Genomic DNA, 20,737 nt, shown 5'->3' on the forward strand with positions numbered 1-20,737 from the left:
CTCCCGCTCTAGTTCACGGACTTGAGGCCGATGGCGGCGTAGTCGAGCTGGCCTGCCCAGACCGGGTGGGCGTACGCGCCGGCGATGTTGGAGCCGACCAGGACGGGCTTCCTCGCCCAGACCATCGGGACGGCGGGCGAGGCGTCCATGATCTTGGCGTCCAGGGCGAGCCAGGCGGCGTTGGCCTTCTGCAGGTCGTCCAGGCCGGCGATCCGGTCGAGTTCGGCGTTGACGGCCGGGTCGTTGAACCGGGTCATGTTGCCGTTGTTGCCCTTGTCCTTGATGGCCCGGCCGTCGAAGATCATCGGCAGGAAGGTGGCGGCGGACGGGTAGTCGGGGCACCAGCCGAGGCTGGTGAGTCCGGGCTGCTTCTCCTTGTCGCCGACGATCGAGTTGACGGCGGTGGGGTCGACGGTGGTGATGGTGACGTCCACGCCGGCTCGCTTGAGTGCGGCCTGGATCGCCTCGGCCTGCGGCTTGCCGCCGGTGGAGGTGACGAAGTCGGTGGAGAAGCCGTTCGGGAAGCCCGCCTCGGCGAGCAGCTGCTTGGCCTTCTCCGGGTCGCCGCCCGGCTTGATCCCGAAGTGGTCGACGGGGGTGCCGCCGGTGATCACGGGGGGCAGGTAGGTGGTGGCGATGTCGTTGAACGCGGGGCCGCCCATGGCGGCGGCCATGGACTCCTTGTCCACCGCGTACTGCATGGCGAGGCGGACCTTGGCGTTGTCGAACGGCGCCTTGGTGGTGTTCATGTCCAGCTTGGTGGTGCAGCCCGCGTTCTCGCTGATCAGGCGCTTCTTCACGTCGGGATTGGTGAGCACCTCGGAGATCTTCGAGGGCAGCAGGTCGACGTAGGAGACGGCGTTCTTGTCGTCGCCCTGGTCGGCGATCAGCCGGTCGGCGATGCCGCTGCCCTTGAGGGTCTGCTCGACCACGATCTTGTCGGGGTACGCCTTGCGGACCGGGTCGGTGGCCTGGTCCCAGTGGGTGTTGCGGACCAGCACCATGCGCTTGCCGCGGTCGTAGCTCTCGATCTTGTACGGGCCGGAGGAGACCGGGTGGTTGGAGTAGTTGGCGCCGGTCTCCTTGGCCTTGGGGACGGGCGCGAAGGTGGGCAGGGTGGCGGTGTAGCCGAACTCGGCGACGGGGCGCTTGAGGTGGAAGACGATGGTCTTGGCGTCGGGGACCTCGATGGCCTCGTTGCCGAGCCGCTCGCCGCCCAGCGGGCCCTTGTAGCCGGCCGGGGCGTTCAGGTAGCGCACCGCGTAGTCGGGGCCGCCGGGCAGTTCCGGCGAGTACGACCGCTCGACGTTGTACTTGATGTCGTCGGCGGTGATCGGGGTGCCGTCCTCGTACTGGAGGTTGTCCTTCAGGTGGAAGGTCCAGGTCTTCGCGCCGTCGCTGGGGGTGCCGAGGTCGGTGGCCAGGTCGGGTTCGACCTTCAGGCCCTCGGCGCCGGGGGCGGCCCTGAAGGTGGTCAGGGTGCGGTAGAGCATGCGCACGCCGACGTCCATCACCGGCATGGTCCAGTTGCGGGCGGGGTCGAGCTGGTCGAAGTCCTGGTTCGACAGGATCGTCAGGGTGCCGCCCTTGACCGGGGTGCCGCCGACGATGCCGTTGCCCTCGGTGGTCACACCGTGCTGCCCGCTGCCGTCGTCACCGCCGTTGCTGCTGCTGCCGCACGCACTGAGGGCGAGGGTGAGGGATGCCGCGATGGCCGCCGCGAGGGCGGCGTGGGTACGCCTGTTCATGTGTATCTCCGGAACTGGGGGTCGCTCAACGGGGATCGGGAATCACCGAGGAACCGGTGCCGCCGGGGATCAGTGCCGCCGGGGTCTGGCCCGCCCTGAGGTGTGACCTGTAACATAGTAATGTGAAATTGCACTGCGCAATGAGGCGCCCGGACCGTTACCGAGCCGTGTCATTGCCCGCCGCTCAGCAGTGCAATTTCCTTATCCCTCACCCCAGTTGTCCAGGTATCGACCCCGCTCGGAGGAACCCCCTTCCATGGCCGACCAGCCCGCACTGAACACCGGCAGCCACGACCTCCCCGTCTCCCCCGCCCTGGCGGAGTACATGTCCGACCGGTGGGCCGCCACCCCGCTGCCCGCCGACCTGCGCGTCCCCGGCCACGCGTACACCCCGGGCCGCCGGGCCCGGATCGCCGCCGCCTTCCCCGGCGAGCGGCTGCTCGTCCCCGCCGGGCAGTTGAAGGTCCGCAGCAACGACTGCGACTACCGCTTCCGCCCGAACAGCGCTTACGCCCACCTCACCGGCCTGACCGGCGAGGAGCAGGTCGGCCACGTCCTGGTGATCGAACCCGACGGCGAGGCCGTGCTGTACCTGCGGCCCCGCTCCGACCGGGCCGACGGCTCCGGCGCGTTCTTCCGCGACCGCCGCTACGGCGAGTTCTGGGTCGGCCGGCGCGCCGACCTCACCGAGGCCGCCAACCTCACCGGCCTGCGCACCGCCCACCTCGACGACCTGCCGAAGCTGTTCACCGGCTCCACCCCCACCCGCATCCTGGCCGGCGTCGACCCCGCCCTCGACGCCGCGCTCGGCCGCCCGTCCGCCGACCACGCCGGGCGCGACGGCCAACTCGCCGCCGCCCTCTCCGAGTTGCGCCTGATCAAGGACCCGTGGGAGGTCGAGCAGCTCCAGCTCTCCGTCGACCACACCGCCGCCGGCTTCGCCGACGTGGTCCGCGCCCTGCCCGCCGCCCTGCGCCACCACCGCGGCGAACGCATCCTCGAGGGCGCGTTCAACGCCCGCGCCCGCGCCGAGGGCAACGGCACCGGCTACGAGACCATCGTCGCCTCCGGCGCGCACGCCTGCGTCCTGCACTGGATCCGCAACGACGGCCCGCTCGACCCCACCCAACTCCTGCTGCTCGACGCCGGCGTGGAGTCCGACACCCTCTACACCGCCGACATCACCCGCACCCTCCCGCTGTCCGGCACCTTCTCCTCCGCCCAGCGCGACGCCTACGAACTCGTCCTCGCCGCCCAGAACGCCGGCATCGCCGCGCTGCGCCCCGGCGCGTCCTTCCGCGACTTCCACCGCGCCGCGATGCGCGTCATCGCCGAGGGCCTCTCCGACTGGGGCGTCCTGCCCGTCCCCGCCGAGCAGGCGCTGCGCGAGGACTCCGGCCTGTACCGCCGCTACACCCTCTGCGCCAGCGGCCACATGCTCGGCCTGGACGTCCACGACTGCGCGAAGGCCCGCGCCGAGACGTACCTGGACGGCGTCCTGGAGGAGGGCATGGTCCTCACCGTCGAACCCGGCCTCTACCTCCAGCCCGACGACCTCACCCTGCCGCCCGCCCTGCGCGGCATCGGCATCCGCATCGAGGACGACCTGGTCATCACCGCCGACGGCGCCCAGCTGATGTCCGGCGCCCTGCCGCGCACGGTGGACGGCATCGAGTCCTGGATGGGCGAACTGCTGGCCTGATCAGCGGAGGGCCGGACGGCCCCGGGTGCCGGGGCCCGACGCCCCCGACCGATCGCCGCGAGGTCGAGGCCCCCGGCCCGGCACCCGGTGATCCGACGGTCGCGGGTGTCGGCCCGGCTCCGGCGATCGGTCACCCCGCGCACCCTGACGGATCACTGGCCCGATAACCGGGTGATCCGACAATCGCTGCGTGCGTAGGCTCGGCTCCCGTGACCGATCGCCGCACCCACATCGCCCGAATCCTGGCCGGACTCCCCGACCTGACGGACGTCACCGGCGTCTCGGCGATGGCCGAGGAACGGCTCGCACAGGGCGACGCCGCCTTCCTCGCCGACCTCGGCCTCGCCCTCGCCGCGCGCCTCGATTCCCCCGGGGTGGCGTGGCAGTACCGGAGCGTCTTCGACCGCCTGGTCCGGCTGCTGGCCGTCACGCCGGGCGCCGAGAACGTCCGCCAGGCGCTCCGCCTGCTCGCCGCCGCACCGCGCAACGGCCGGAACGGCGACCGCCTGGCGGCCTCGCTGCTGGCGTCCGGCCACCGGCCGGCCGACCTCGCGGCGGCGTTCGCCGGGCCCGCTTCGAACGAGCTGCGGGCCTGCCTGGTCCACGAGTTGGTCCTGCACGGCGTCGACCTCTCCTCGATCCCCCGGATCTCCGCCTGGGCGACCGCCCCGCACTTCACCCACCACCCGCTGGGCGCGCTGCCCCTGACCCGCTCCCCGCTGGAAGCCTTCGCCGACCTGCCCGGCTACAGCGCGCAGGGCGGCTGCCACGCCATGCCCTACGGGTCCCTGGACAGTGAGCAGTTGACGACCCGCCGTACCGCCGCCGCGCTCCCGCCCGCCACCGAGAGCACCACCCCGGAGCTGACCGCAGCCCTCGGCCGGGCCGTCGCGAACTGGGCCGAGGAGTCCAACGGCCGCATCGAGGCCCGGGTGTTCGAGTTCGCCACCCCACTGCCCGTCGAGTCCGTCCCCGCCGCACTCCTCACCCTCGGCCTCGACTGCCTCACCGACACCAAACCCTCCACCCTCTCCGTCAGCACCTGCCCACCGGCCGACGCCTGGCGCGTCCTGTTCGCCGCAGCCTCCACCGGCGGCGCCTACAACTCCGGCGCCCACGGCGCCTACGGCCGCCTCGCCGCCTGGCAGTCCGTGGCCGCCCTGACCGACGCCACCCTCCCCACCGCCGAGGCCCGCGCCATCGCCTGCCACTGGTTCGGCTTCGACGCCCCCACCCCCTGGTTCCACGACATCGCCTGGGACTTCGGCCTCGCCACCCTCACCCCCGACGGCCGCCGCCTCGCCGTCCTCGCCGCCACCGACACCGACTGACACCCACCCTCACGGCGCGTACCGCAGCACCACCACGTCACCCACCGTCTCGGCCCCCAGCAACCTCATCCGGTGCGTGCTGCCACCCGGAAACTCGGCCGGATACACAAAACGCGGCGCACCCGCCTCACCGACCAGCAACGGCGCCACCGCCAGCTGAATCTCGTCGGCGAGGCCCAACGACAAGAACTGCGTGTGAACCCGACCGCCGCCCTCCACCATCAGCCGCCGCACCCCACGAGCCGCCAGATCCTCGAGCATCGCCCCGAAATCAACGGCGTCGCCGGTGCTCACCACATCGGCCAGCCCGTCCAGGCTGTCGCCCAGCTTCAACGCACCGGCGTCCGTGGTGTAGACGACCTTCTCGCCCCCGAAGTGCCAGAACTTGAGCCCCCGATCGAGCCCACCCCCCGCCGTCACCGTCACCTTCAACGGATACTCCGGCTTCCCAGCCGCCACCCGCGCAGCCCGCCGCGCCTCACTGTTGACCAACAACCGCGGATTGTCCGACCGCAGCGTGTTCCCCCCGACCAGAATCGCATCCGACTCCGCCCGCACCTGATCCACCCGATCGAAGTCCGCCGCGTTCGACAGCAACAACCGCTCCGCCGAGGTGTCGTCGATGTACCCGTCGATCGAAGTCGCAACGCTCAACAGCACGTAGGGCCGCTCGGCCATGGTGGCTCCGTTCTCCGCGGATGGACCCCGACGGTCCTCGGGCATGATCACACGCCGTCCCGCACACGGCGCCGAAATCCCCCGCACCGGACGGAACGATCACGACACACTACGACCATGACCGACTCCACCACCGCCGCCATCAGCGAACACATCCGCGCGTTCAACCACCGCGACGTCGCCGCACTCATGAACGGCTTCACCGACGACGCCGTCTGGATCACCGGGACCACAGTCGTCCGCGGCCGCGCCGCCCTGACGGAACTGTTCACCGACGCCATGGCCGAACTACTGCCGACCTTGACGATCCAGAACCTCCTGGTGACCACCGATCACGCAGCCTGCCAGCTCATCGAAACACTGACCGTCGCCGGCGAGGAACGCGTCTACTCCATCGCAGGCTTCTACCACCTCCGCGACGGCCTCATCACCTCAGCCAAGATCTACCGCGAAGGCACCGCCGACGTCACCTGACCACCACCGCCCCGCCCTACCCCCCCACGGCCCGCGCGTCACCGCCGCCGCACCACCCTCCCGCGCACTCGCATGCGCCGCACCCACCCAAAGACGCGTCCCCGCAGCACCGTCACGCCGAGCGGCAGCAGCCCCGAAACTCCCCGCCCCTACCCCGCGCGCAGCGCGTCCCCCCACAACCCGCGCGTCACCTCCCCCGCACCACCCTCCCGCGCACTCGCATACACCGCACCCACCCAAAGACGCATCCCCGCAGCACCGTCACGCCGAGCGGCAGCAGCCCCGAAACTCCCCGCCCCTACCCCACGCGCAGCGCGTCCCCCCACAACCCCCGCGTCACCTCCCCCGCACCACCCTCCCGCGCACTCGCATGCGCCGTCCCCGCCCAAAGATGCATCCCCGCAGCATCGTTACGCCGAGCGGCGGCAGCCCTGAGCGGTTGGGTCAGGTAGTGCACCTCCGGGTACGCCGCCGGCGCGTGCCCGTCGTGGCGGGTGATGAACGCGTTGCGGAGCGCCCTCGCGGGGCGCCCGGTGAAGGCGCGGGTGACGGTGGTGTCGGGGAGTTCGACGAGCGCCCGCCGGTGTGTGGCCGTGGCGCCGGATTCGTCGGTGCGCAGGTACGCGGTGCCGAGTTGGGCGGCGCTCGCACCGGCCCGCAGCGCGGCAGCGATCGCCGCGCCGTCACCGAGGCCGCCGGCAGCAATGAGCGGCAGCGACGTCACTTCCCGCACAGCACCCAGGAGTTGAAGCAGCGGAACAGTACCGGGAACGTCCTCCGCACGATGGGTGCCACGGTGCCCGCCCGCCTCCGGCCCCTGAACGACCAGCGCGTCGAGACCGAGCGCGGCGGCGGCACGCGCCTCCTCGGGGCTGGTGACGGTGCCGAGTTGGCGGATCCCGGCGGCCCGCAACGCGTCGGCCTCGTCGCGGCGGGGGAGGCCGAAGGTGTACGAGACGTACGCGACGGGCTCGCGCAGCATCGCCTCGAGTTTGGCGTCCCAGCCGTCCCGGTCGGCGGGAATCTCGGTGGGCAGTTCGACGCCCCACTGTTCGGCTTCCGGCCGCAGCCGCTCGCGGTAGGCGGCGACCGGCCCGGGGTCGGAGGGCGGCGCGGGGACGAACAGGTTGACGCCGAACGGGCGTTCCGTCAGCTCACGGGTGCGGCGGATCTGTTCGATCGTCCCGTCGACCGTCCGGTACCCGGCGGCAAGGAAGCCGAGGCCGCCGGCGCCGTTGACGGCCGCGACCAGTTCGGGGGTGCTCGGCCCGCCGGCCATGGGGGCCGCGATCAGCGGCACCTCCCAGTCGAACGCCATGCCGTTCCCTCGCCTCCGTACGCACCGACCGCGGTCGCTCCCCACCCTACGTCCGCGGTGGATTGCGCCGACGGCCATTCAGCGGGGGTCGGCCGGTGCTTCAGGACCGGTAGTCGCAGTTCCGCACCTCGGTCGACCCGCCACTGAACCAGGAGCCCGTGGCCGTTGCTCATCGGTTGCCGGAGCAAGGGCCACTCCGAAATACTCCCCGGATGCTGTTGACCTGGATCGCCGAGGTGGCGGACGAACCGCTGGTGCTGGAGCCGGCCGACCGCCGGGTGGAGTGGGAGACCAACACCTGGTGGCTGAGCACGGACGACGAGGACCGGCGATCGCTGTCCGTACCGGAGGTGGTCGCCGCCTTCGAGCGGACCGCTTCCCGTATCCGGGAGCGCATCCGCGAACTCGACTACGCCGGGGTGGCGACCTTCTACGTGTGGCATGACGAGCAGGCCGGGCAGCTCCGGTGCTCCACCGGGTCGGTGCCCGCCGAGCAGTTGCCCTTCGGCGGCGCGTTTCGGCCGGTCGGCGACCTCCGGCCGGTCGTCGAAGGGTATCTGCGCGACGACACTCCGGGCCTGACTCCCTGGACGGACCCCGAAGTCGTCGACGACGACTCAGCGCCCGCCCCGGAGTTCCCGCCCTTCCCGGTGTGGGTGCGCAGCGTCGGCGCGGCCTGTCTGCACGGCCGGACGGACGCCGACGGATAGCGTGACGGGCGTCACATTCGCGGGGCTGTCACATTCGGGGAAGCAGCGGGGTCAGTCCTTGCGGAAGCACACACGACAAGGAGCCCGACCGTGGACGCACGTCTGAACTACTTCGGCAACCCGCTCGCCGGGAAGATCCTCAAGCACATCAACTCGGCCGGCGCCGCCATCGGCGGCTCCTCGCTGCCGGCGGCGACCCAGGAGTTGGTGAAGCTCCGCGCCAGCCAGATCAACGGCTGCGGCTTCTGCACCGACATGCACACCAAGGACGCCACGCACGCCGGCGAGACCCAGCAGCGCCTGAACCTGGTCGCCGCCTGGCGGGAGGCGACCTGCTTCACCGACGCCGAGCGCGCCGCGCTCGAACTCACCGAGCAGGGCACCCGGATCGCGGACGCGGCGGGCGGGGTCAGCGACGAGGCCTGGGCGGAGGCCGCCAAGCACTACGACGAGGAGCAACTGATCGCCCTGGTCGGTCTGATCGCGCTGATCAACACCTACAACCGGGTCAACGTGATCATCCGCCAGCCCGCGGGCGACTACGTCCCTGGCCAGTACGCCTGACACACCGCCACTCCCCTGCCGTGACGCCCCCGGGCGTCACGGCAGGGGCGTCCGCGCAGCCAACGCGGCGGCAGCAACCCGCACCTCCGCCTCCCATACGACGAACACCTCGGGCGGCCAATGCCCGACGCAACACGAGCAGTAGTCGGACAGCAGCCCGAGCAGCGCCTCCTCGTCCTCCTGGCTCGCGCCGAACGACTCCCGGTACATCACCGCCTCGGCGAACTCCCCCGGCGCCAGGCTGCCCTCCCCCACCCGGCCGGCGAGCTCGCGCAGCCACCACCGCTCACCGTCCGCACAGCTGGGGAACGGCACCCCGAGCTCGTCCAACGCCTCCCGCAGCAACGGCTCCAACTCGGACGCCGCCTCCCGCCGCCCCCGCCCGGCCAGGTCGTACAGCGCCGGCGACTCGTATCCGTCGGCCACCAACTCGGCGGCGGCCATCGGAAGTTCACCGGTAGCCAACTCACCCGCCCGATACCGCAGGGCGACCGCCCGCACCCGACTCACCGCGCCTCCGCCACGAGCGCGGCCGCGGCGGCCCGCACCTTCGTCTCCCACGCGGCAAGCAACTCCGGCTCCCCGACGGCGATCAGGTCCTCGACACACCACTGACAGCAGCCCTCCCGCACCGCGATGGAGAACCGCAGCTCCGGCCCCTCCTCCGCGTTGTCGATGTCCAACCCGGTGACTTCCCCCACCAGGTCGGGGAGCGACACGATCTCGCCGGAGACCAGCCGGGCGGCAGCGTCCCGCAGCGCCCACCGCTCGGCCTCTGCCAACTCGAGGCGCTCCACGCCCAGTTCGTCGAGCACCAGGTACCACAGCTGCACCAGCTCGGCACTCCGCTCACCCCCGCTCCACCCGGCCAGCTCCCGCAGCGCCGGCGAGTCGTGGCCCTCGGCCAGCAACTCCGCAGCGGCCATCGGAAGGTGCTCGGGCCAGAGCCGCCCGGCCACCTGACGCATCGCCATCACCCGCAAAGAGTCCATGACCCGCACCCTGCCAGCCCTGCCACCCTCCTGACCAGCAATTTTCCCGGCGCGGGACCGGCCGGTCAGCCGTGGCTGGTGTCGATCACACAGAAGCGGTTCTCCTCGGTGTCGGCGAGGACCACGAAGTCCGGATCCTCGGGGTAGCCGTCCCACTCGACGCGCTGCGCCCCGAGGCCCACCAGCCGCTCGATCTCGGCGGCCTGCTCAGCCGCATCCCCGGCGTACAGGTCGAGATGAACACGCGGACGCTCCTGCACCGGCGTCTCGCTGCACCCGAGCGCGATCTGCACCCCGCCGCCCCCACCGCCCGGCACCAGCACCACCCAGCCGTCCTGCGCATCCTCCCGCGGCACGTACCCGAGCGCCTCCCCCCAGAACGCCGCCGCCCGCGCCACATCCGAAGCGCCCAGCACCACCGACCCGACCGTCACCATGCCGCCGATTCTCGCCCACCCGCCCCCCGTCACCTCACCGCCCCCGCGCCACCCACAGCACCAACGCGATGACAGCATCGTCCGATGAGCATCCTCATCACCTTCTTCACGGCCCCGGACGACACGTCAGCCGCCGCCGTCCTCCCGACCGGCCCGGGGCGGGCGTTCGAGTCGGTGTCGTTCGGCGGATTCGACCCCGAGGAGGCCGCGGTCGAGTGGGAGCACCTGCTGACCGGCGCCGACCCCGATGGCCTCCTGGACGCCGACGAGCCCCGGACCGTCGCCGACCACGGCGACGACGACAGCGGATGCCTGGTCTTCGCACTCTCGCCCCGCCTGTCCACCGCCCTCGCCACCGCCGCCCCCGCCACCCTGCGCAGCGCCGCCACCGCCTGGACCCACCTGCGCGCGGAGGACGGCGAGCACATCGACGCGGACATCGCGAGCGCGATCATGGACGACCTCGCCGCCCTCGCCACCACGGCCGCGGGCGAGAACCACGGCGTCTACTGCTGGATCGCGTAACGGCCGAGCGCCGGCTCGCCGTCTTCAAGCGAATCAGCGCCGCCGGTACCGCCCCGCCATCGCGTCGAACACCTGCTTGCGTTCCCACCGTCCGTCGCCGTCCAGCGTGCGCACCACCCCGTACGAGCCGAGGTCGCGCAGGCCGGGTTTGTCGTAGGAGGCGAAGGTGTACCAGAACGCGGCGCCGACGCCCTCCTCCTCGAAGACGTCGAGCAGGTCGGCGAAGCAGCGGACCTGTTCGGTCTCGTCGGGGACGGCACCGGGCGGTACCTGCCAGGCCATGCCGCCGAGGTCGGTGGCGCCCCGGTAGGCGCAGGTGCCGAACTCGGTGACGGCGACGGGTTTGCCGTGGGCGCGGGCGGCACGGAGCTGTTCGCGGTAGTCGGCGGCGTTCTGCGCGGAGCGGTAGGCGTCGAGGCCGACCAGGTCGAACGGGGTCCAGTCGACGGGCTCCCACGGTCCGGACGCGTAGCCGACGGGGCCGGCGAACTCCCGGCGGACGGCGCTCGCGGTCTCGGCAAGGAAGGCGTTGAGCCGTTCCGGGACGGGGCCGAGCGAGAGCCACCAGTCCAGGTCGGCGGTGGTCATGGCGTGCAGCCGGTCGAGGTGGGTGGCGCCGGGCAGGAACCCTTCGGCGAACACGCTGAGTTCGCAGCCCGCGACGAACACCACCCGGGCGCCGGTGCGGCGCAGCGTCTCGGCGCGCCGGGCGCAGTCCGCGAAGAACGGCAGCAGCGCAGCGGGCGGCAGGTCGGCGGGGAACGGCGAGTACCACACCTCGAGTCCGGCGTCGGCGGCCAACTTCGCGGCCAGGTCGAGGCGTTCGGGGTCGCCGCCGGTGATCCGGACGGCGTCGCAGTGCAGTTCGTCGGCGATCGCGGTGAGGTCGTGGCGGACCTGGGCGGGGTCGAAGTGGCGGCGGGTGAGGCGTTCGCCGGTGAAGGTGCCGGTGTCGTAGGTGATGCCGAGGGTGCGCACGGTCAGTGCTCCGCCGTCCGGTCGAGGCCGTGTTCCAGCAGGTCGAAGGCGAGTTCGAGGTCTTCGGCGAGGGTCTGTCCGGCCTGGTCGGCGGGGGTTCCGGCGACCAGGCGGGCGAAGTGGCGTTCCTGCAGGACGGAGAGCGAGGCGGCGATCTGGGCGGCCATCAGCGCGCCTGCCGTCTCGCCGTGTTCTTCGGCGAGGACGTCGGCGAGTGCCTGTCGCTGCCGGTAGCGCAGGCTGTCGGCGGCGGCCCGCAGGGCGGGGCTGGCCTGGATCACCCGGACCCGGGTGAGCAGCGCGGGCAGGTCGGCGACGGGTCCGGCGGCCAGGGTGCGGTGGTGGGCGCGCAGGGCGTCGAGGGCGTTCTGCCCGTCGGGGCGGCCGGCGACGATCGTGGCCAGGTCGTCGCCGGCGACGCCACCGAGGACCAGCGACTCCTTGGTGGGGAAGTAGGCGAACAAGGTCGCCCTCGCCACCTCGGCGGCGAGGGCGATCTCGCCCATCGTAACGTCCTCGAAGCCGCGTTCGGCGAACAGGCGCAGGGCTTGTTCGGCGATCCGGCGTCCGGTCCGTTCCTTCTTGAGTTCCCGCAGTCCGACCATCCGCTCAGCATATCCAGACCAAGTACAAAATCATACCCAGTCCGAAAATAAGGGCTCAGCGATCCACGGGCCTGATCAGCCCCGCCGCCAGACCCGCCGCGACCGCAGAGGTGCGGGAGTCGACGCCGAGCTTCTCGTACACGTGCACCAGGTGGGTCTTCACGGTGGCTTCGCTGATGAACAGCCGCTTGGAGATCTGCCGGTTGGGCAGCCCCTCGGCGAGCAGCTGGAGGATCTCGGCCTCGCGCGGTGACAGCGTGGGGCGCCCGGCCCGGACCCGGCCCAGCAGGCGGGCGGCGACGGGCGGGGCGAGGACGGTCTCGCCGCGGGCGGTGGCGTGGATGGCGGCGGCGAGGTCCTCGGGCGGGGCGTCCTTGAGCAGGTAGCCGGTGGCCCCGGCCTCGACGGCAGCGAGGATGTCGGCGTCGGTGGAGTAGGTGGTGAGGACCAGGACGGCGGGCGGGTCGGGCAGCGCGGTGATCCGCCGGGTGGCTTCGACGCCGTGCATGCCGGTGCCCATCTGGAGGTCCATCAGCACGACGTGCGGACGCTGCTCGGCCGGGAGCGTGGCGAGCAGGCCGAGCGCGGCGGCCCCGTCGGCGGCCTCGCCGACGGCGGTGACGTCGGGCAGGTCGTCGACCATCGCGCGCAGGCCGCGCCGCACCACGGGGTGGTCGTCCACCACCAGCACCCGGATCACCGCCGCACCCCCGCGAGCCGCACCCCTGCCGGTCGGCCCCCTGCCGGTCGGACCTTTGCCGGTCCCACGCGCAGCGCAGTGCCGGTGGGCGGCGACGGACGGGAACGGCCCGGCGGCGCCTCGACAGTCCCGGTCGGCGGGTCGATCGCGCGCAGCGGCAGGGTCGCGGCGACGGCGGTGCCCTCGCCGGGCGTGGATTCGACGGTGAGGGTGCCGCCGAGCGCGGCGATGCGTTCGTGCATGCCGTGCAGCCCGAAGGAGCCGGGGGCGGGTGCGGTGGCGGGGTCGAAGCCGGTGCCGTCGTCGTAGACGTCGAGGGTGACGGTGTCGTCGAGGTAGCCGAGGGTGACGGCGATGTGCTGGGCGGCGGCGTGCCGGACGGCGTTGGCGAGGGCTTCCTGGGTGAGGCGCAGCAGGGCGACTTCGGCTTCGACGGGCAGGGGGTAGGGCTCGCCGTCGAGGTGGAAGGCGGCGTCGGCGCCGTCGGCGAGGCGGCGCAGCGCGTCGGCGAGGGTGGTGTCGTCGAGTGCAGGCGGGGTGAGGGCGTGGACGAAGCGGCGGGCCTCGGCGAGGTTCGCGGAGGCGGTCTGTTCGATTTCGCGGAGCAGCGCGGTGGCGTCCGGCGGGGAGTCCGGCAGTGCGGCGGCGCTCTCCCGGGCCAGCAGCACGATGCCGGACAGGCCCTGGGCGAGGGTGTCGTGGATCTCCCGGGCCAGGCGCTGGCGTTCGGCGAGGCGGCCGGCTTCGCGCTGGCTGGCGGCGAGTTCGCCACGGGTGCGGACCAGGTCGTCGATGAGTTGCTGGCGGGCCCGGCTCTCGCGGTAGAGGGCGGCGTAGCCGTAGGCGGTGAGCAGGGCGACGACGACGCCGGCGAGCGGGCCGAGCACCTTGGCGGTGGTGAGGCCGCCGGGGGTGGTGGTCTGTGCGGCGATCACGGCGCCGGTCAGGGTGGCGACGGCGGGCAGTGCCCAGCGCAGTGGCAGGACGTGCAGGCAGACGAAGTACAGCGGGAACGCGAGGTAGCTGAACTCGGGGTGGTGCAGGGTGAGTTCGATCCACAGCAGGGAAACCACGAGCAGCCACACGGCACCGAGGGCGCGCGACTCACGGATCTGCCGCATCAGACCACCGGCGGCGTAGGCGGCGGCGAGTGCCCCGGCGCAGGCCCAGCCGGCCGGGCCGAGTTCGCCGGCGGCTGCGGCGCGGATCAGCAGTACGGCGAGCAGCGCGAAGAACAGGCCGTGCACGGCGAGGTTGGCCAGCCGCAGCGCGGGCGTCGGGCCGACGGGTGAGCGGTGCGGCTCGGGTCGCGGCTCGGTGCGCGGCGAGGACGGTGATGGTTCGGTTCGGGGCACGCTGTCCGAGGGTACGGGGCGTCGGCGGCCGGTCGGCGCGGCACGGCATCAACCTTTCGATGGATTTTCGGGTGCACCGCTCGGACGGTGCGTACTCCGCCCATCTCGCCGATGGCAGGGCGGGCGAAAAACGCGAAGGTGGAGTGGTCTCGTCCAGTGTCCTTTCGGAAGGTTTCCCGTGTTCGTCGCATTGCGTGACATCCGTTTCGCCAAGGGGCGGTTCGCCCTGATGGGTGCGGTGGTCACTCTGATCACGACCCTGGTGGTGTTCCTCTACGGCCTTACCGGCGGCCTCTCGTCGGCGGCGTCCTCGACGATCGCCGAACTGCCCGTGGACGGCGTGGTGTTCGGCGCGCCGGCCGGCGCGGAGCCGGAGGTGTCATTCGCCTCCAGCACGGTGACGGCCGACCAGCAGGCGAAGGTCGCCGCGGCCCCGGGCACCCGGGACGCGCACTCGCTGGGCGTGGCGATGACGCGGCTGACGGCCCCCGACGGCGCGGCCTCGGTGAGCGTGCTGGGCACCGATGCGGCGCTGCTGCCGCCGGTGTCGTCCGGTGCGGCGCCCAAGGACGGCGAGGTCGCCGTCGGCTCCGACGTCGCGAAGCAGTACCACCTGTCCCCCGGCAGCCAGGTCACCCTGGGCGCGGAGAGGCTGACGGTCAGCGCGGTCACCGCGGAGCGTTCGCTGTCGCACGCGCCGAGCGTGTGGACCACCCCGACGACGTGGCAGCAGGTCTCCGGCCAGAAGCAGCCGACCGCGATCGCGGTGCACGGCACCCCGAAGGACCTGCCCACCGACCTGAAGGCGGTCTCCCGGAGCGACGCACTCGCGGGCATCAACGGGTACTCGGCGGAGCGGGGCAGCCTGCTGATGATCCAGGGCTTCCTGTTCGCGGTCAGCGCCCTGGTGATCGGCGCGTTCTTCACGGTGTGGACGGTGCAGCGCCGCCCCGACATCGCGGTGCTCAAGGCCGTCGGCGCCTCCAGCGGCTACCTGGTGCGCGACGCCCTCGCCCAGGCCGCGGCCGTACTGGTGGCGGGTTCGCTGCTCGGCGGGGCGATCGGCGCGATCGGCGGGGCGATCGCCTCGGCGGCGGTGCCGTTCGACGTGGGCGTGCTCACGGTGGCGGTGCCGGTCGGCGCGATGGTGGTGCTCGGCCTGCTGGGCGCGGCCCTCGCAGTGCGCCGGATCACCGCCGTGGACCCGCTCGCCGCGCTGGGCGCCAACCGATGACCGTCGTACCTCTCTTCCCGAAGGACCTCGCCATGACCACCACCGCCGTCCGCACCGGCCTCGCGCTGAGCGGCGTCACCCTCACCTACCCGGACGGCGAGAGCCGGCTGACGGCCCTGAACAACGTCGAGCTGTCCGTCGCCCCGGGCGAGTTCGCGGCCATCGTGGGCCCGTCGGGCTGCGGCAAGTCCAGCCTGCTGGCAGTCGCCGCGACGCTCCAGCGCCCCGACACGGGGCAGGTGCTGATCGATGGCGCGGACGCGGGCGCGCTCAGCGACAAGGAACGCACGTCGCTGCGCCGCGAGCGCCTGGGCATCGTCTTCCAGCAGTCGAACCTGCTGGCCTCGCTGACCGCCGTGGAGCAGCTCCTGGTCCTCGAATCCGTCCGCGGCCGCCGCCCGGCCGCGGCCCGGCAGCGCGCCGAGGACCTGCTGGAGTCGGTGGGCCTGGCGGGCCCGAAGCAGCAGCGCCGCCCGCACCAGCTGTCCGGCGGCGAGCGCCAGCGGGTGAACATCGCCCGTGCCCTGTTCGGCGACCCCTCCGTTCTCCTGGTCGACGAGCCCACCTCCGCCCTCGACCACGAACGCGGCGCCCAGGTCGTCGACCTCCTCGCCGAGGTCACCCGCACCCACAACACGGCCACCGTCATGGTCACCCACGACCGCGACCTGCTGAGCCGCACCGACCGGGTCCTGGAGATGCAGGACGGCCGCCTGACGACCCGCTAGGCCTGGCGGCGACGCCGGGCCGGCGGTGGCATGGGCATGGGCATGGGGATGGCGAGCATTGGACTGCCCGCAGGGCTATGCCGCCGCCCACCGCACGCCCAGCAGGTCGTCCAGCGCCCGCTCCCCCGCCGCCGTCACCCGCACCGCCCGGCTGTCGGGCCGCCGCTCCACCCAGCCCGCCGTCAGCGCGTGCCCGCACAGCGCGGCGCCGACGGCGCCGGCCAGGTGCGGGCGGCGTTCGGTGTAGTCCAGGCAGGCACGGACGGCGGCACGGCGGCCGGGGGCGACGGAGATGCCCGCCCCGGCGAGCCAGTCGGTACCGGCCTGGGTGAGGGCGAGGCCGTGGCGGTCGTCCAGCAGGCCGCGGGCGGTCATCGCGTCGGTGACGGTGACGCCGAGCGCCCCGGCCAGGTGGTCGTAGCAGGTGCGGGCACGGGCGAGTTCGGCGTCCCGGCGGGCGGCGCGCAGCGAGGTCGCGGCGGGTGGCGTTCCACCGGTGAACTGGGCGAGCGCTTCGACGAGTTCGGCGGCGGTGGGCCCGGCGAGCCGCAGGTAGCGGTGGCGGCCCTGGCGTTCCTCGGCGAGCAGCCCGGCGGCGACCAGCCGGTTGAGGTGGCCGGTGGCGGTGGGGGCGGCCACCTTCGCGTGCCGGGCGAGTTCGCCGGCCGTCCAGGCCCGCCCGTCCAGCAGGGCGAGGCAGATCGCGGCCCTGGTCGGGTCGGCGAGCAGGGCCGCCGTGTCGGCGAGCCGGCGGGCGCTGAGCTGGGTGTCCACCCGTCCATGGTGCCGCGCGGACACTTCGGCGCGGGCCGAAGTGTGCCCGGCCTACGGTCGGCGCCATGCACAAAACCCCGCCACACCGCACTTCCCTGACGCACCGCACCTCCCCGACGCACCGCAGCTCCCCGACAGATCGCGCTTCCCTGACGCACCGCGTGGTCGAGCCGCACATCCTGTACTTCGGCACGCCGGTGGTGCTGCTGAGCACGCTCGACGCCGACGGCGCGGTCAACCTGGCGCCGATCTCGTCCGCCTGGGCGCTGGACCGCACGGTGGTACTGGGCCTCGGCCCGGACGGCCAGACCTCCCGCAACCTCGCCGCCCGCCCCGAACTGGTGGTCAACGTCCCCGGCCCGGGGCTGTGGCGGCAGGTGGAGCTGCTCGGCGGCACCACCGGCCGGGCGGACGCGGCGCACTTCGTCCGCGACAAGTTCGCCCACGCCGGCCTGACGGCGCAGCCCGCGGAGCTGGTGGCGCCGCCCCGGGTCGCCGAGTGCCCGCTTCAGCTGGAGGCCCGGGTGGCGGACCTGCGGGCGGACGCCACCGGGGAGTTCCTGGTCGCGGAGGTGCAGGTGCTGCGGGTGCACGCGGCCGAGTCGATCACCGTGCCGGGCACCGACTACGTGGAGCCGGCCGCGTGGAGTCCGCTGGTGTACAACTTCCGGCACTACTTCGGTCTGGGCGCGGAACTCGGCCACTCCTCGCACAGCCGCACGCCCCGCACCTGACAGACGGGCCGCCGGTCAGCGGCGGGGCAGGCGCAGCACGCTCTCGGTCTGGGCGCGGAACTCGGCCACTCCTCGCGCAGCCGCACGCCCCGCGCCTGACAGACGGGCCGCCGGTCAGCGGCGGGGCAGGCGCAGCACGCTCTCGGTCTGGGCGCGGAACTCGGCGACTCCTCGCGCAGCCGCACGCCCCGCCCCTGACAGGCGATCAGCCGCACGCCCCCCGCCTGACGCCGATCAGCCGCGGCCCTGCTCGCCCGCCGCCCACAGGTGCCGGATGTGGCCGAGGTGCCGGGTCATGCACTCCTCGGCGGCCTTGGCGTCGCCGGTGAGCAGCACGTCGAGCAGTTCGAGGTGCTCCTCGGCGGAGGAGACCAGCTCGCCGCGCTGGTCGAGCCGGTTGAGGCCGTACAGGCGGGAGCGCTTGCGCAGGTCGCCGACGGTCTCCACCAGGCGGGCGTTGCCGGCGAGGGACAGCAGGTCGAGGTGGAACTTGCGGTCGGCCTCCAGGTAGCCGATCAGGTCGTGCTTGCGGGCGGCGGCGACGATCGCCTCGGCCTGCGGGCGCAGCGCCTCCAACTGCTCGGCGGTGGCGGCGCGGGCGACCCGGCCGACCGTCGGGACCTCGATCAGGGCGCGGATCTCGGTGAACTCGTCGAGGTCGCGCTCGCTGAGTTCGGTGACCCGGAAGCCCTTGTTGCGGACGGCCTCGACCAGGCCTTCGCGGGCCAGGTCGAGCATCGCTTCCCGGACGGGGGTGGCGGAGACCCCGAAGTCGGCGGCCAGCGCGGGCGCCGAGTAGACGACGCCGGGGCGCAGTTCGCCGGAGATCAGGGCGGCGCGCAGGGCGTGGGCGACCTGGTCGCGCAGCCGCTCCTGGACGGAGATGAGGTTGCGGGGCTTCAGGTCGGACATGGCGGTTCCTCCGGTGTCAGCAGAACCCCATTGTACAATGTCACGTTGCTCAGAGTGAACGCCTCGGTCCGCTTTCGCCGGGCGGGCCCGTGAGCTCGTACTGGGCCGCCGCCACCGCCAGATCCTGCCAGGCCATGCCGACGCTCTTGAAGAACCTCGGCCGATCATGACGGACAACCGCCGTCCCGGTCACCAGTTCCGACAGATTGATCAGCCTTTCCTCCGCCGCCCCGGCCATCAGCAGGTCCCCCGCCTCCCGCCGGGCCACCGCGCGCGCCTCCACGAACAGGTCGGCGCGGCCCACCAGTTGGGCATCCACCTCACGGGCGTCCGGCTCGTGCGAACCCACCGCCGCGACCACCGCCCCGTCGGGCACCAGCCGCCCGTCGAACAGCGGGGTACGCGCCGTGGTGCAGCACACCACCACGTCCGCCTTCGCCACCGCCTCCGGGCCGCCGACCGCCGCGCTCAGCCCCAACTCGGCCGCATACCGCGCCAGTTGATCCGCCGAACCCGGCCGCCGCGCCACCACCGTCACCCGCTCCAGCGGCAGCACCGCCCGCAACGCCGCCACATGCCCGAACGCCTGCGGGCCCGCACCGAACACCACCAGGTGCGCGACGTCCGGCCCGGCCAGCTCACGCACCGCCAGCGCCGTGACGGCCGGCGTGCGCAGCGCGGTGAGCGCCGCACCGTCCAGCAGGGCCACCGGCCGCAGCGTCGGCCCGTCCAGCAGCAGATAACTGCCGGTGATCCGGGGCAGCCCGGCCGCCGGGTTCGCGGGCGCCACCCCCGCGATCTTCACCCCCGCGAACGCGCCGGTCGCGGCGGGCATCAGCAGCAACTCCCCGGCCGGCACCGGCACCGCCGACCGCTGCGGGCACCGCTCGACGTCCAGCCCGTCCAGCAGCATGCCCTCCAACGCCTCGACGGCCGCCCGATGATCGAGCGTCAACTCCAACTGGTCGATCACAGCAGGCCCGGTCACAGCAGGAACCCCGCTCCGAGCATGTCGTCACTGTCCAGCACGAACCGGTGCTCACCGGTCCGGTGCGCGGCACCCGTCACCTCGGTGACCGCGCCCTCCAGCCCGTACGCGCGAACCCGGCCGGTGAACACCGTGCCGATGATCGACTCGTGCCGCAACGTCTGCTCCGACCGCAGCGCCCCCTCGTCCGCGAGCAGCGCCAGCCGCGCGGACGTACCGGAGCCGCACGGCGAACGGTCGATCTGCCCGTCCGCGAACACCGTGACGTTGCGCTGATTCGGCCCCGAGGGCGCGTCGGCCAGCTCGTCGTACAGGATGACGCCGTAGACGCCGTCCCGGTCCTGCGCCAGCGCCGGATGCCCCTCCAGCGCGGCCCTGATCTCCCGCCCCGCGGCGGTCAGCGCGGGCAACCGCTCGGGAACGACGGACAGCCCGAGCGCGGCGGCCGGCAACGAGGCGTACACCGCCCCGGAGTGCGCCAGATCGACCGCCACCGACCCACCGGAGACAGCCAGTTCGACCTTCCTCGCCAACACCCGGGTCGGCACATTGCGGAACGTCACAGCAGTCGTCCGCCCAGCACGCCGGTGCACGGTCGCACTCACCCGCCCGGACGGCACATCGATCCGCACCAGCGCCGTCCCGTCGTCCGGCGCCGCCACCCGCCCGGTGTCCACCGCCCACGCACCGAGCGCCATCGTCCCGTGCCCGCACGCCGTCGAGTACCCGTCCTTGTGCCAGAACAGCACCCCGAAGTGTGCCTCGTCGTCATCGGCCGGAACCACGAACCCGCCGTACATCCCCGCATGCCCGCGCGGCTCCCGCGTCAACAACCGCCGCACATCGTCCAACGCCCCCCGCCGCGGCGAAGTCGCCGTCCCACCCGCCCCAATGGCAATCGCCCGCCGCTCGGCGACGCTGTCGCCGGGCACGGGCGGAAGACCACCGGTGACGATCCGGAACGGCTCACCGGCGGTGTGATAGTCGGTGGTGGTGATGTTCATCAGTACTCCACGACAAGACGCACGCTGACAACGGACAAAAACAACAAACGACCAACCCGGCCCCGAGACGCCAACCCCACGCCGCGCGAAGCCGACCACTGGACCACAAGCTCGCGCCGACCACCCGCGCGACAGCACCCTCGGCAACCCGACGCCGGGGGCACGCAGTTGACACAACCCGCCCCCGCCCGACCTGCCGACACCCGCACCAGCCGCCCTGTCAGGGGCCGCCGACCGCCGCACGGC

At 72.8% G+C, this 20,737-nt stretch carries 23 protein-coding genes; 9 read left to right on the forward strand and 14 right to left on the reverse strand.

Going from position 1 to position 20,737, the window contains the following annotated elements:
* Nucleotides 1-8: 8 nt before the first annotated feature.
* A complete protein-coding gene (locus ACFYST_RS21920; RefSeq protein ID WP_387633947.1) occupies nt 9-1,748 on the reverse strand; it encodes an ABC transporter substrate-binding protein in 1,740 nt (579 codons plus the stop codon).
* A 256-nt stretch (nt 1,749-2,004) separates the two neighbouring features.
* Between ACFYST_RS21920 and ACFYST_RS21925 the strand changes: the two genes are divergently transcribed.
* Together ACFYST_RS21925 and ACFYST_RS21930 are read left to right on the forward strand one after the other, a co-directional pair.
* Nucleotides 2,005-3,450, forward strand: a complete 1,446-nt coding sequence (locus ACFYST_RS21925; RefSeq protein WP_387864680.1) for an aminopeptidase P family protein — start codon at nt 2,005-2,007, stop codon at nt 3,448-3,450.
* Nucleotides 3,451-3,659: 209 nt separating this feature from the next.
* Nucleotides 3,660-4,781, forward strand: a complete 1,122-nt coding sequence (locus ACFYST_RS21930) for a DUF6183 family protein (protein WP_387864683.1) — start codon at nt 3,660-3,662, stop codon at nt 4,779-4,781.
* Nucleotides 4,782-4,790: 9 nt separating this feature from the next.
* On the opposite strand, the gene ACFYST_RS21935 is transcribed toward ACFYST_RS21930, so the two are convergent.
* Nucleotides 4,791-5,459 carry a RibD family protein gene (locus tag ACFYST_RS21935; RefSeq protein WP_387864685.1) on the reverse strand — a complete coding sequence of 223 codons (669 nt, stop codon included), beginning with the start codon at nt 5,457-5,459 and terminating at the stop codon, nt 4,791-4,793.
* 117 nt (nt 5,460-5,576) lie between these two features.
* On the opposite strand from ACFYST_RS21935, the gene ACFYST_RS21940 reads away from it, so the two are divergent.
* Nucleotides 5,577-5,933, forward strand: a complete 357-nt coding sequence (locus tag ACFYST_RS21940; RefSeq protein WP_387864688.1) for a nuclear transport factor 2 family protein — start codon at nt 5,577-5,579, stop codon at nt 5,931-5,933.
* 298 nt (nt 5,934-6,231) lie between these two features.
* On the opposite strand, the gene ACFYST_RS21945 is transcribed toward ACFYST_RS21940, so the two are convergent.
* A complete protein-coding gene (locus ACFYST_RS21945; RefSeq protein ID WP_387864691.1) occupies nt 6,232-7,251 on the reverse strand; it encodes a nitronate monooxygenase in 1,020 nt (339 codons plus the stop codon).
* 212 nt (nt 7,252-7,463) lie between these two features.
* Between ACFYST_RS21945 and ACFYST_RS21950 the strand changes: the two genes are divergently transcribed.
* On the forward strand, nt 7,464-7,961 hold the full coding sequence (locus ACFYST_RS21950; RefSeq protein WP_387864694.1) for a hypothetical protein: 498 nt from the start codon (nt 7,464-7,466) through the stop codon (nt 7,959-7,961).
* A 90-nt stretch (nt 7,962-8,051) separates the two neighbouring features.
* Nucleotides 8,052-8,525: a carboxymuconolactone decarboxylase family protein gene (locus ACFYST_RS21955; protein WP_387864696.1), complete on the forward strand. Its 474-nt coding sequence runs from the start codon at nt 8,052-8,054 to the stop codon at nt 8,523-8,525.
* Between the two features lie 36 nt (nt 8,526-8,561).
* Here ACFYST_RS21955 and ACFYST_RS21960 read toward each other — a convergent pair whose 3' ends face one another.
* From ACFYST_RS21960 to ACFYST_RS21970, 3 genes are all read right to left on the reverse strand, one after another.
* Nucleotides 8,562-9,035, reverse strand: a complete 474-nt coding sequence (locus ACFYST_RS21960; protein WP_387864699.1) for a hypothetical protein — start codon at nt 9,033-9,035, stop codon at nt 8,562-8,564.
* Complete coding sequence (locus ACFYST_RS21965; RefSeq protein ID WP_387633963.1) at nt 9,032-9,517, reverse strand: hypothetical protein; 486 nt, start codon at nt 9,515-9,517, stop codon at nt 9,032-9,034. The genes ACFYST_RS21960 and ACFYST_RS21965 overlap by 4 nt, the downstream gene beginning before the upstream one ends.
* A 65-nt stretch (nt 9,518-9,582) precedes the next feature.
* Complete coding sequence (locus tag ACFYST_RS21970) at nt 9,583-9,954, reverse strand: VOC family protein (RefSeq protein WP_387633965.1); 372 nt, start codon at nt 9,952-9,954, stop codon at nt 9,583-9,585.
* 84 nt (nt 9,955-10,038) lie between these two features.
* Here ACFYST_RS21970 and ACFYST_RS21975 point away from each other — a divergent pair, with 84 nt between their 5' ends.
* Complete coding sequence (locus tag ACFYST_RS21975) at nt 10,039-10,479, forward strand: hypothetical protein (protein ID WP_387864700.1); 441 nt, start codon at nt 10,039-10,041, stop codon at nt 10,477-10,479.
* 33 nt (nt 10,480-10,512) lie between these two features.
* On the opposite strand, the gene ACFYST_RS21980 is transcribed toward ACFYST_RS21975, so the two are convergent.
* The 4 genes from ACFYST_RS21980 to ACFYST_RS21995 are packed head-to-tail and all read right to left on the reverse strand — an operon-like array spanning nt 10,513 to nt 14,117.
* On the reverse strand, nt 10,513-11,457 hold the full coding sequence (locus ACFYST_RS21980; protein ID WP_387864703.1) for a hypothetical protein: 945 nt from the start codon (nt 11,455-11,457) through the stop codon (nt 10,513-10,515).
* Between the two features lie 2 nt (nt 11,458-11,459).
* Nucleotides 11,460-12,062 (reverse strand): TetR family transcriptional regulator, encoded by a 603-nt coding sequence (locus ACFYST_RS21985; protein ID WP_387864705.1) that lies wholly within the window; start codon nt 12,060-12,062, stop codon nt 11,460-11,462.
* A gap of 55 nt (nt 12,063-12,117) precedes the next feature.
* Nucleotides 12,118-12,762 (reverse strand): response regulator, encoded by a 645-nt coding sequence (locus ACFYST_RS21990; RefSeq protein ID WP_387633973.1) that lies wholly within the window; start codon nt 12,760-12,762, stop codon nt 12,118-12,120.
* A complete protein-coding gene (locus ACFYST_RS21995) occupies nt 12,759-14,117 on the reverse strand; it encodes a sensor histidine kinase (RefSeq protein ID WP_387864707.1) in 1,359 nt (452 codons plus the stop codon). The genes ACFYST_RS21990 and ACFYST_RS21995 overlap by 4 nt, the downstream gene beginning before the upstream one ends.
* Nucleotides 14,118-14,295: 178 nt before the next feature.
* Here ACFYST_RS21995 and ACFYST_RS22000 point away from each other — a divergent pair, with 178 nt between their 5' ends.
* Entirely contained in the window at nt 14,296-15,351 is a 1,056-nt protein-coding gene (locus tag ACFYST_RS22000; RefSeq protein WP_380485877.1) for an ABC transporter permease, read from the forward strand.
* Between the two features lie 32 nt (nt 15,352-15,383).
* Entirely contained in the window at nt 15,384-16,079 is a 696-nt protein-coding gene (locus ACFYST_RS22005; protein WP_387864710.1) for an ABC transporter ATP-binding protein, read from the forward strand.
* 75 nt (nt 16,080-16,154) lie between these two features.
* On the opposite strand, the gene ACFYST_RS22010 is transcribed toward ACFYST_RS22005, so the two are convergent.
* The gene (locus ACFYST_RS22010; protein WP_387864712.1) at nt 16,155-16,853 is read right to left on the reverse strand and encodes an ArsR/SmtB family transcription factor; all 699 of its coding nucleotides are present in this window, start codon (nt 16,851-16,853) and stop codon (nt 16,155-16,157) included.
* A 161-nt stretch (nt 16,854-17,014) separates the two neighbouring features.
* On the opposite strand from ACFYST_RS22010, the gene ACFYST_RS22015 reads away from it, so the two are divergent.
* On the forward strand, nt 17,015-17,587 hold the full coding sequence (locus tag ACFYST_RS22015; RefSeq protein WP_387864715.1) for a flavin reductase family protein: 573 nt from the start codon (nt 17,015-17,017) through the stop codon (nt 17,585-17,587).
* A 234-nt stretch (nt 17,588-17,821) separates the two neighbouring features.
* Here ACFYST_RS22015 and ACFYST_RS22020 read toward each other — a convergent pair whose 3' ends face one another.
* Genes ACFYST_RS22020 through ACFYST_RS22030 form a run of 3 tightly spaced genes read right to left on the reverse strand, consistent with a single transcriptional unit; the run spans nt 17,822 to nt 20,491 of the window.
* Nucleotides 17,822-18,499: a GntR family transcriptional regulator gene (locus ACFYST_RS22020; RefSeq protein WP_387633982.1), complete on the reverse strand. Its 678-nt coding sequence runs from the start codon at nt 18,497-18,499 to the stop codon at nt 17,822-17,824.
* A gap of 49 nt (nt 18,500-18,548) precedes the next feature.
* Nucleotides 18,549-19,487 carry an ornithine cyclodeaminase family protein gene (locus ACFYST_RS22025; protein ID WP_387864717.1) on the reverse strand — a complete coding sequence of 313 codons (939 nt, stop codon included), beginning with the start codon at nt 19,485-19,487 and terminating at the stop codon, nt 18,549-18,551.
* Nucleotides 19,484-20,491 (reverse strand): proline racemase family protein, encoded by a 1,008-nt coding sequence (locus ACFYST_RS22030; RefSeq protein WP_387633986.1) that lies wholly within the window; start codon nt 20,489-20,491, stop codon nt 19,484-19,486. Before ACFYST_RS22030 ends, ACFYST_RS22025 begins: the two co-directional genes overlap by 4 nt.
* Nucleotides 20,492-20,737: the final 246 nt, after the last annotated feature.

The organism is Kitasatospora sp. NPDC004614, assembly GCF_042873675.1.
Lineage (GTDB): Bacteria > Actinomycetota > Actinomycetes > Streptomycetales > Streptomycetaceae > Kitasatospora.

Coding starts and splice junctions, on each gene's coding strand:
- ACFYST_RS21985 (WP_387864705.1), bottom strand. CDS start 12,062: ATGGTCGGACTGCGGGAACTCAAGAAGGAACGGACCGGACGCCGGATC.
- ACFYST_RS21950 (WP_387864694.1), top strand. CDS start 7,464: ATGCTGTTGACCTGGATCGCCGAGGTGGCGGACGAACCGCTGGTGCTG.
- ACFYST_RS21920 (WP_387633947.1), bottom strand. CDS start 1,748: ATGAACAGGCGTACCCACGCCGCCCTCGCGGCGGCCATCGCGGCATCC.
- ACFYST_RS21970 (WP_387633965.1), bottom strand. CDS start 9,954: ATGGTGACGGTCGGGTCGGTGGTGCTGGGCGCTTCGGATGTGGCGCGG.
- ACFYST_RS21965 (WP_387633963.1), bottom strand. CDS start 9,517: ATGGACTCTTTGCGGGTGATGGCGATGCGTCAGGTGGCCGGGCGGCTC.
- ACFYST_RS22020 (WP_387633982.1), bottom strand. CDS start 18,499: ATGTCCGACCTGAAGCCCCGCAACCTCATCTCCGTCCAGGAGCGGCTG.
- ACFYST_RS21975 (WP_387864700.1), top strand. CDS start 10,039: ATGAGCATCCTCATCACCTTCTTCACGGCCCCGGACGACACGTCAGCC.
- ACFYST_RS21940 (WP_387864688.1), top strand. CDS start 5,577: ATGACCGACTCCACCACCGCCGCCATCAGCGAACACATCCGCGCGTTC.
- ACFYST_RS21925 (WP_387864680.1), top strand. CDS start 2,005: ATGGCCGACCAGCCCGCACTGAACACCGGCAGCCACGACCTCCCCGTC.
- ACFYST_RS21945 (WP_387864691.1), bottom strand. CDS start 7,251: ATGGCGTTCGACTGGGAGGTGCCGCTGATCGCGGCCCCCATGGCCGGC.
- ACFYST_RS21935 (WP_387864685.1), bottom strand. CDS start 5,459: ATGGCCGAGCGGCCCTACGTGCTGTTGAGCGTTGCGACTTCGATCGAC.
- ACFYST_RS22030 (WP_387633986.1), bottom strand. CDS start 20,491: ATGAACATCACCACCACCGACTATCACACCGCCGGTGAGCCGTTCCGG.
- ACFYST_RS22005 (WP_387864710.1), top strand. CDS start 15,384: ATGACCACCACCGCCGTCCGCACCGGCCTCGCGCTGAGCGGCGTCACC.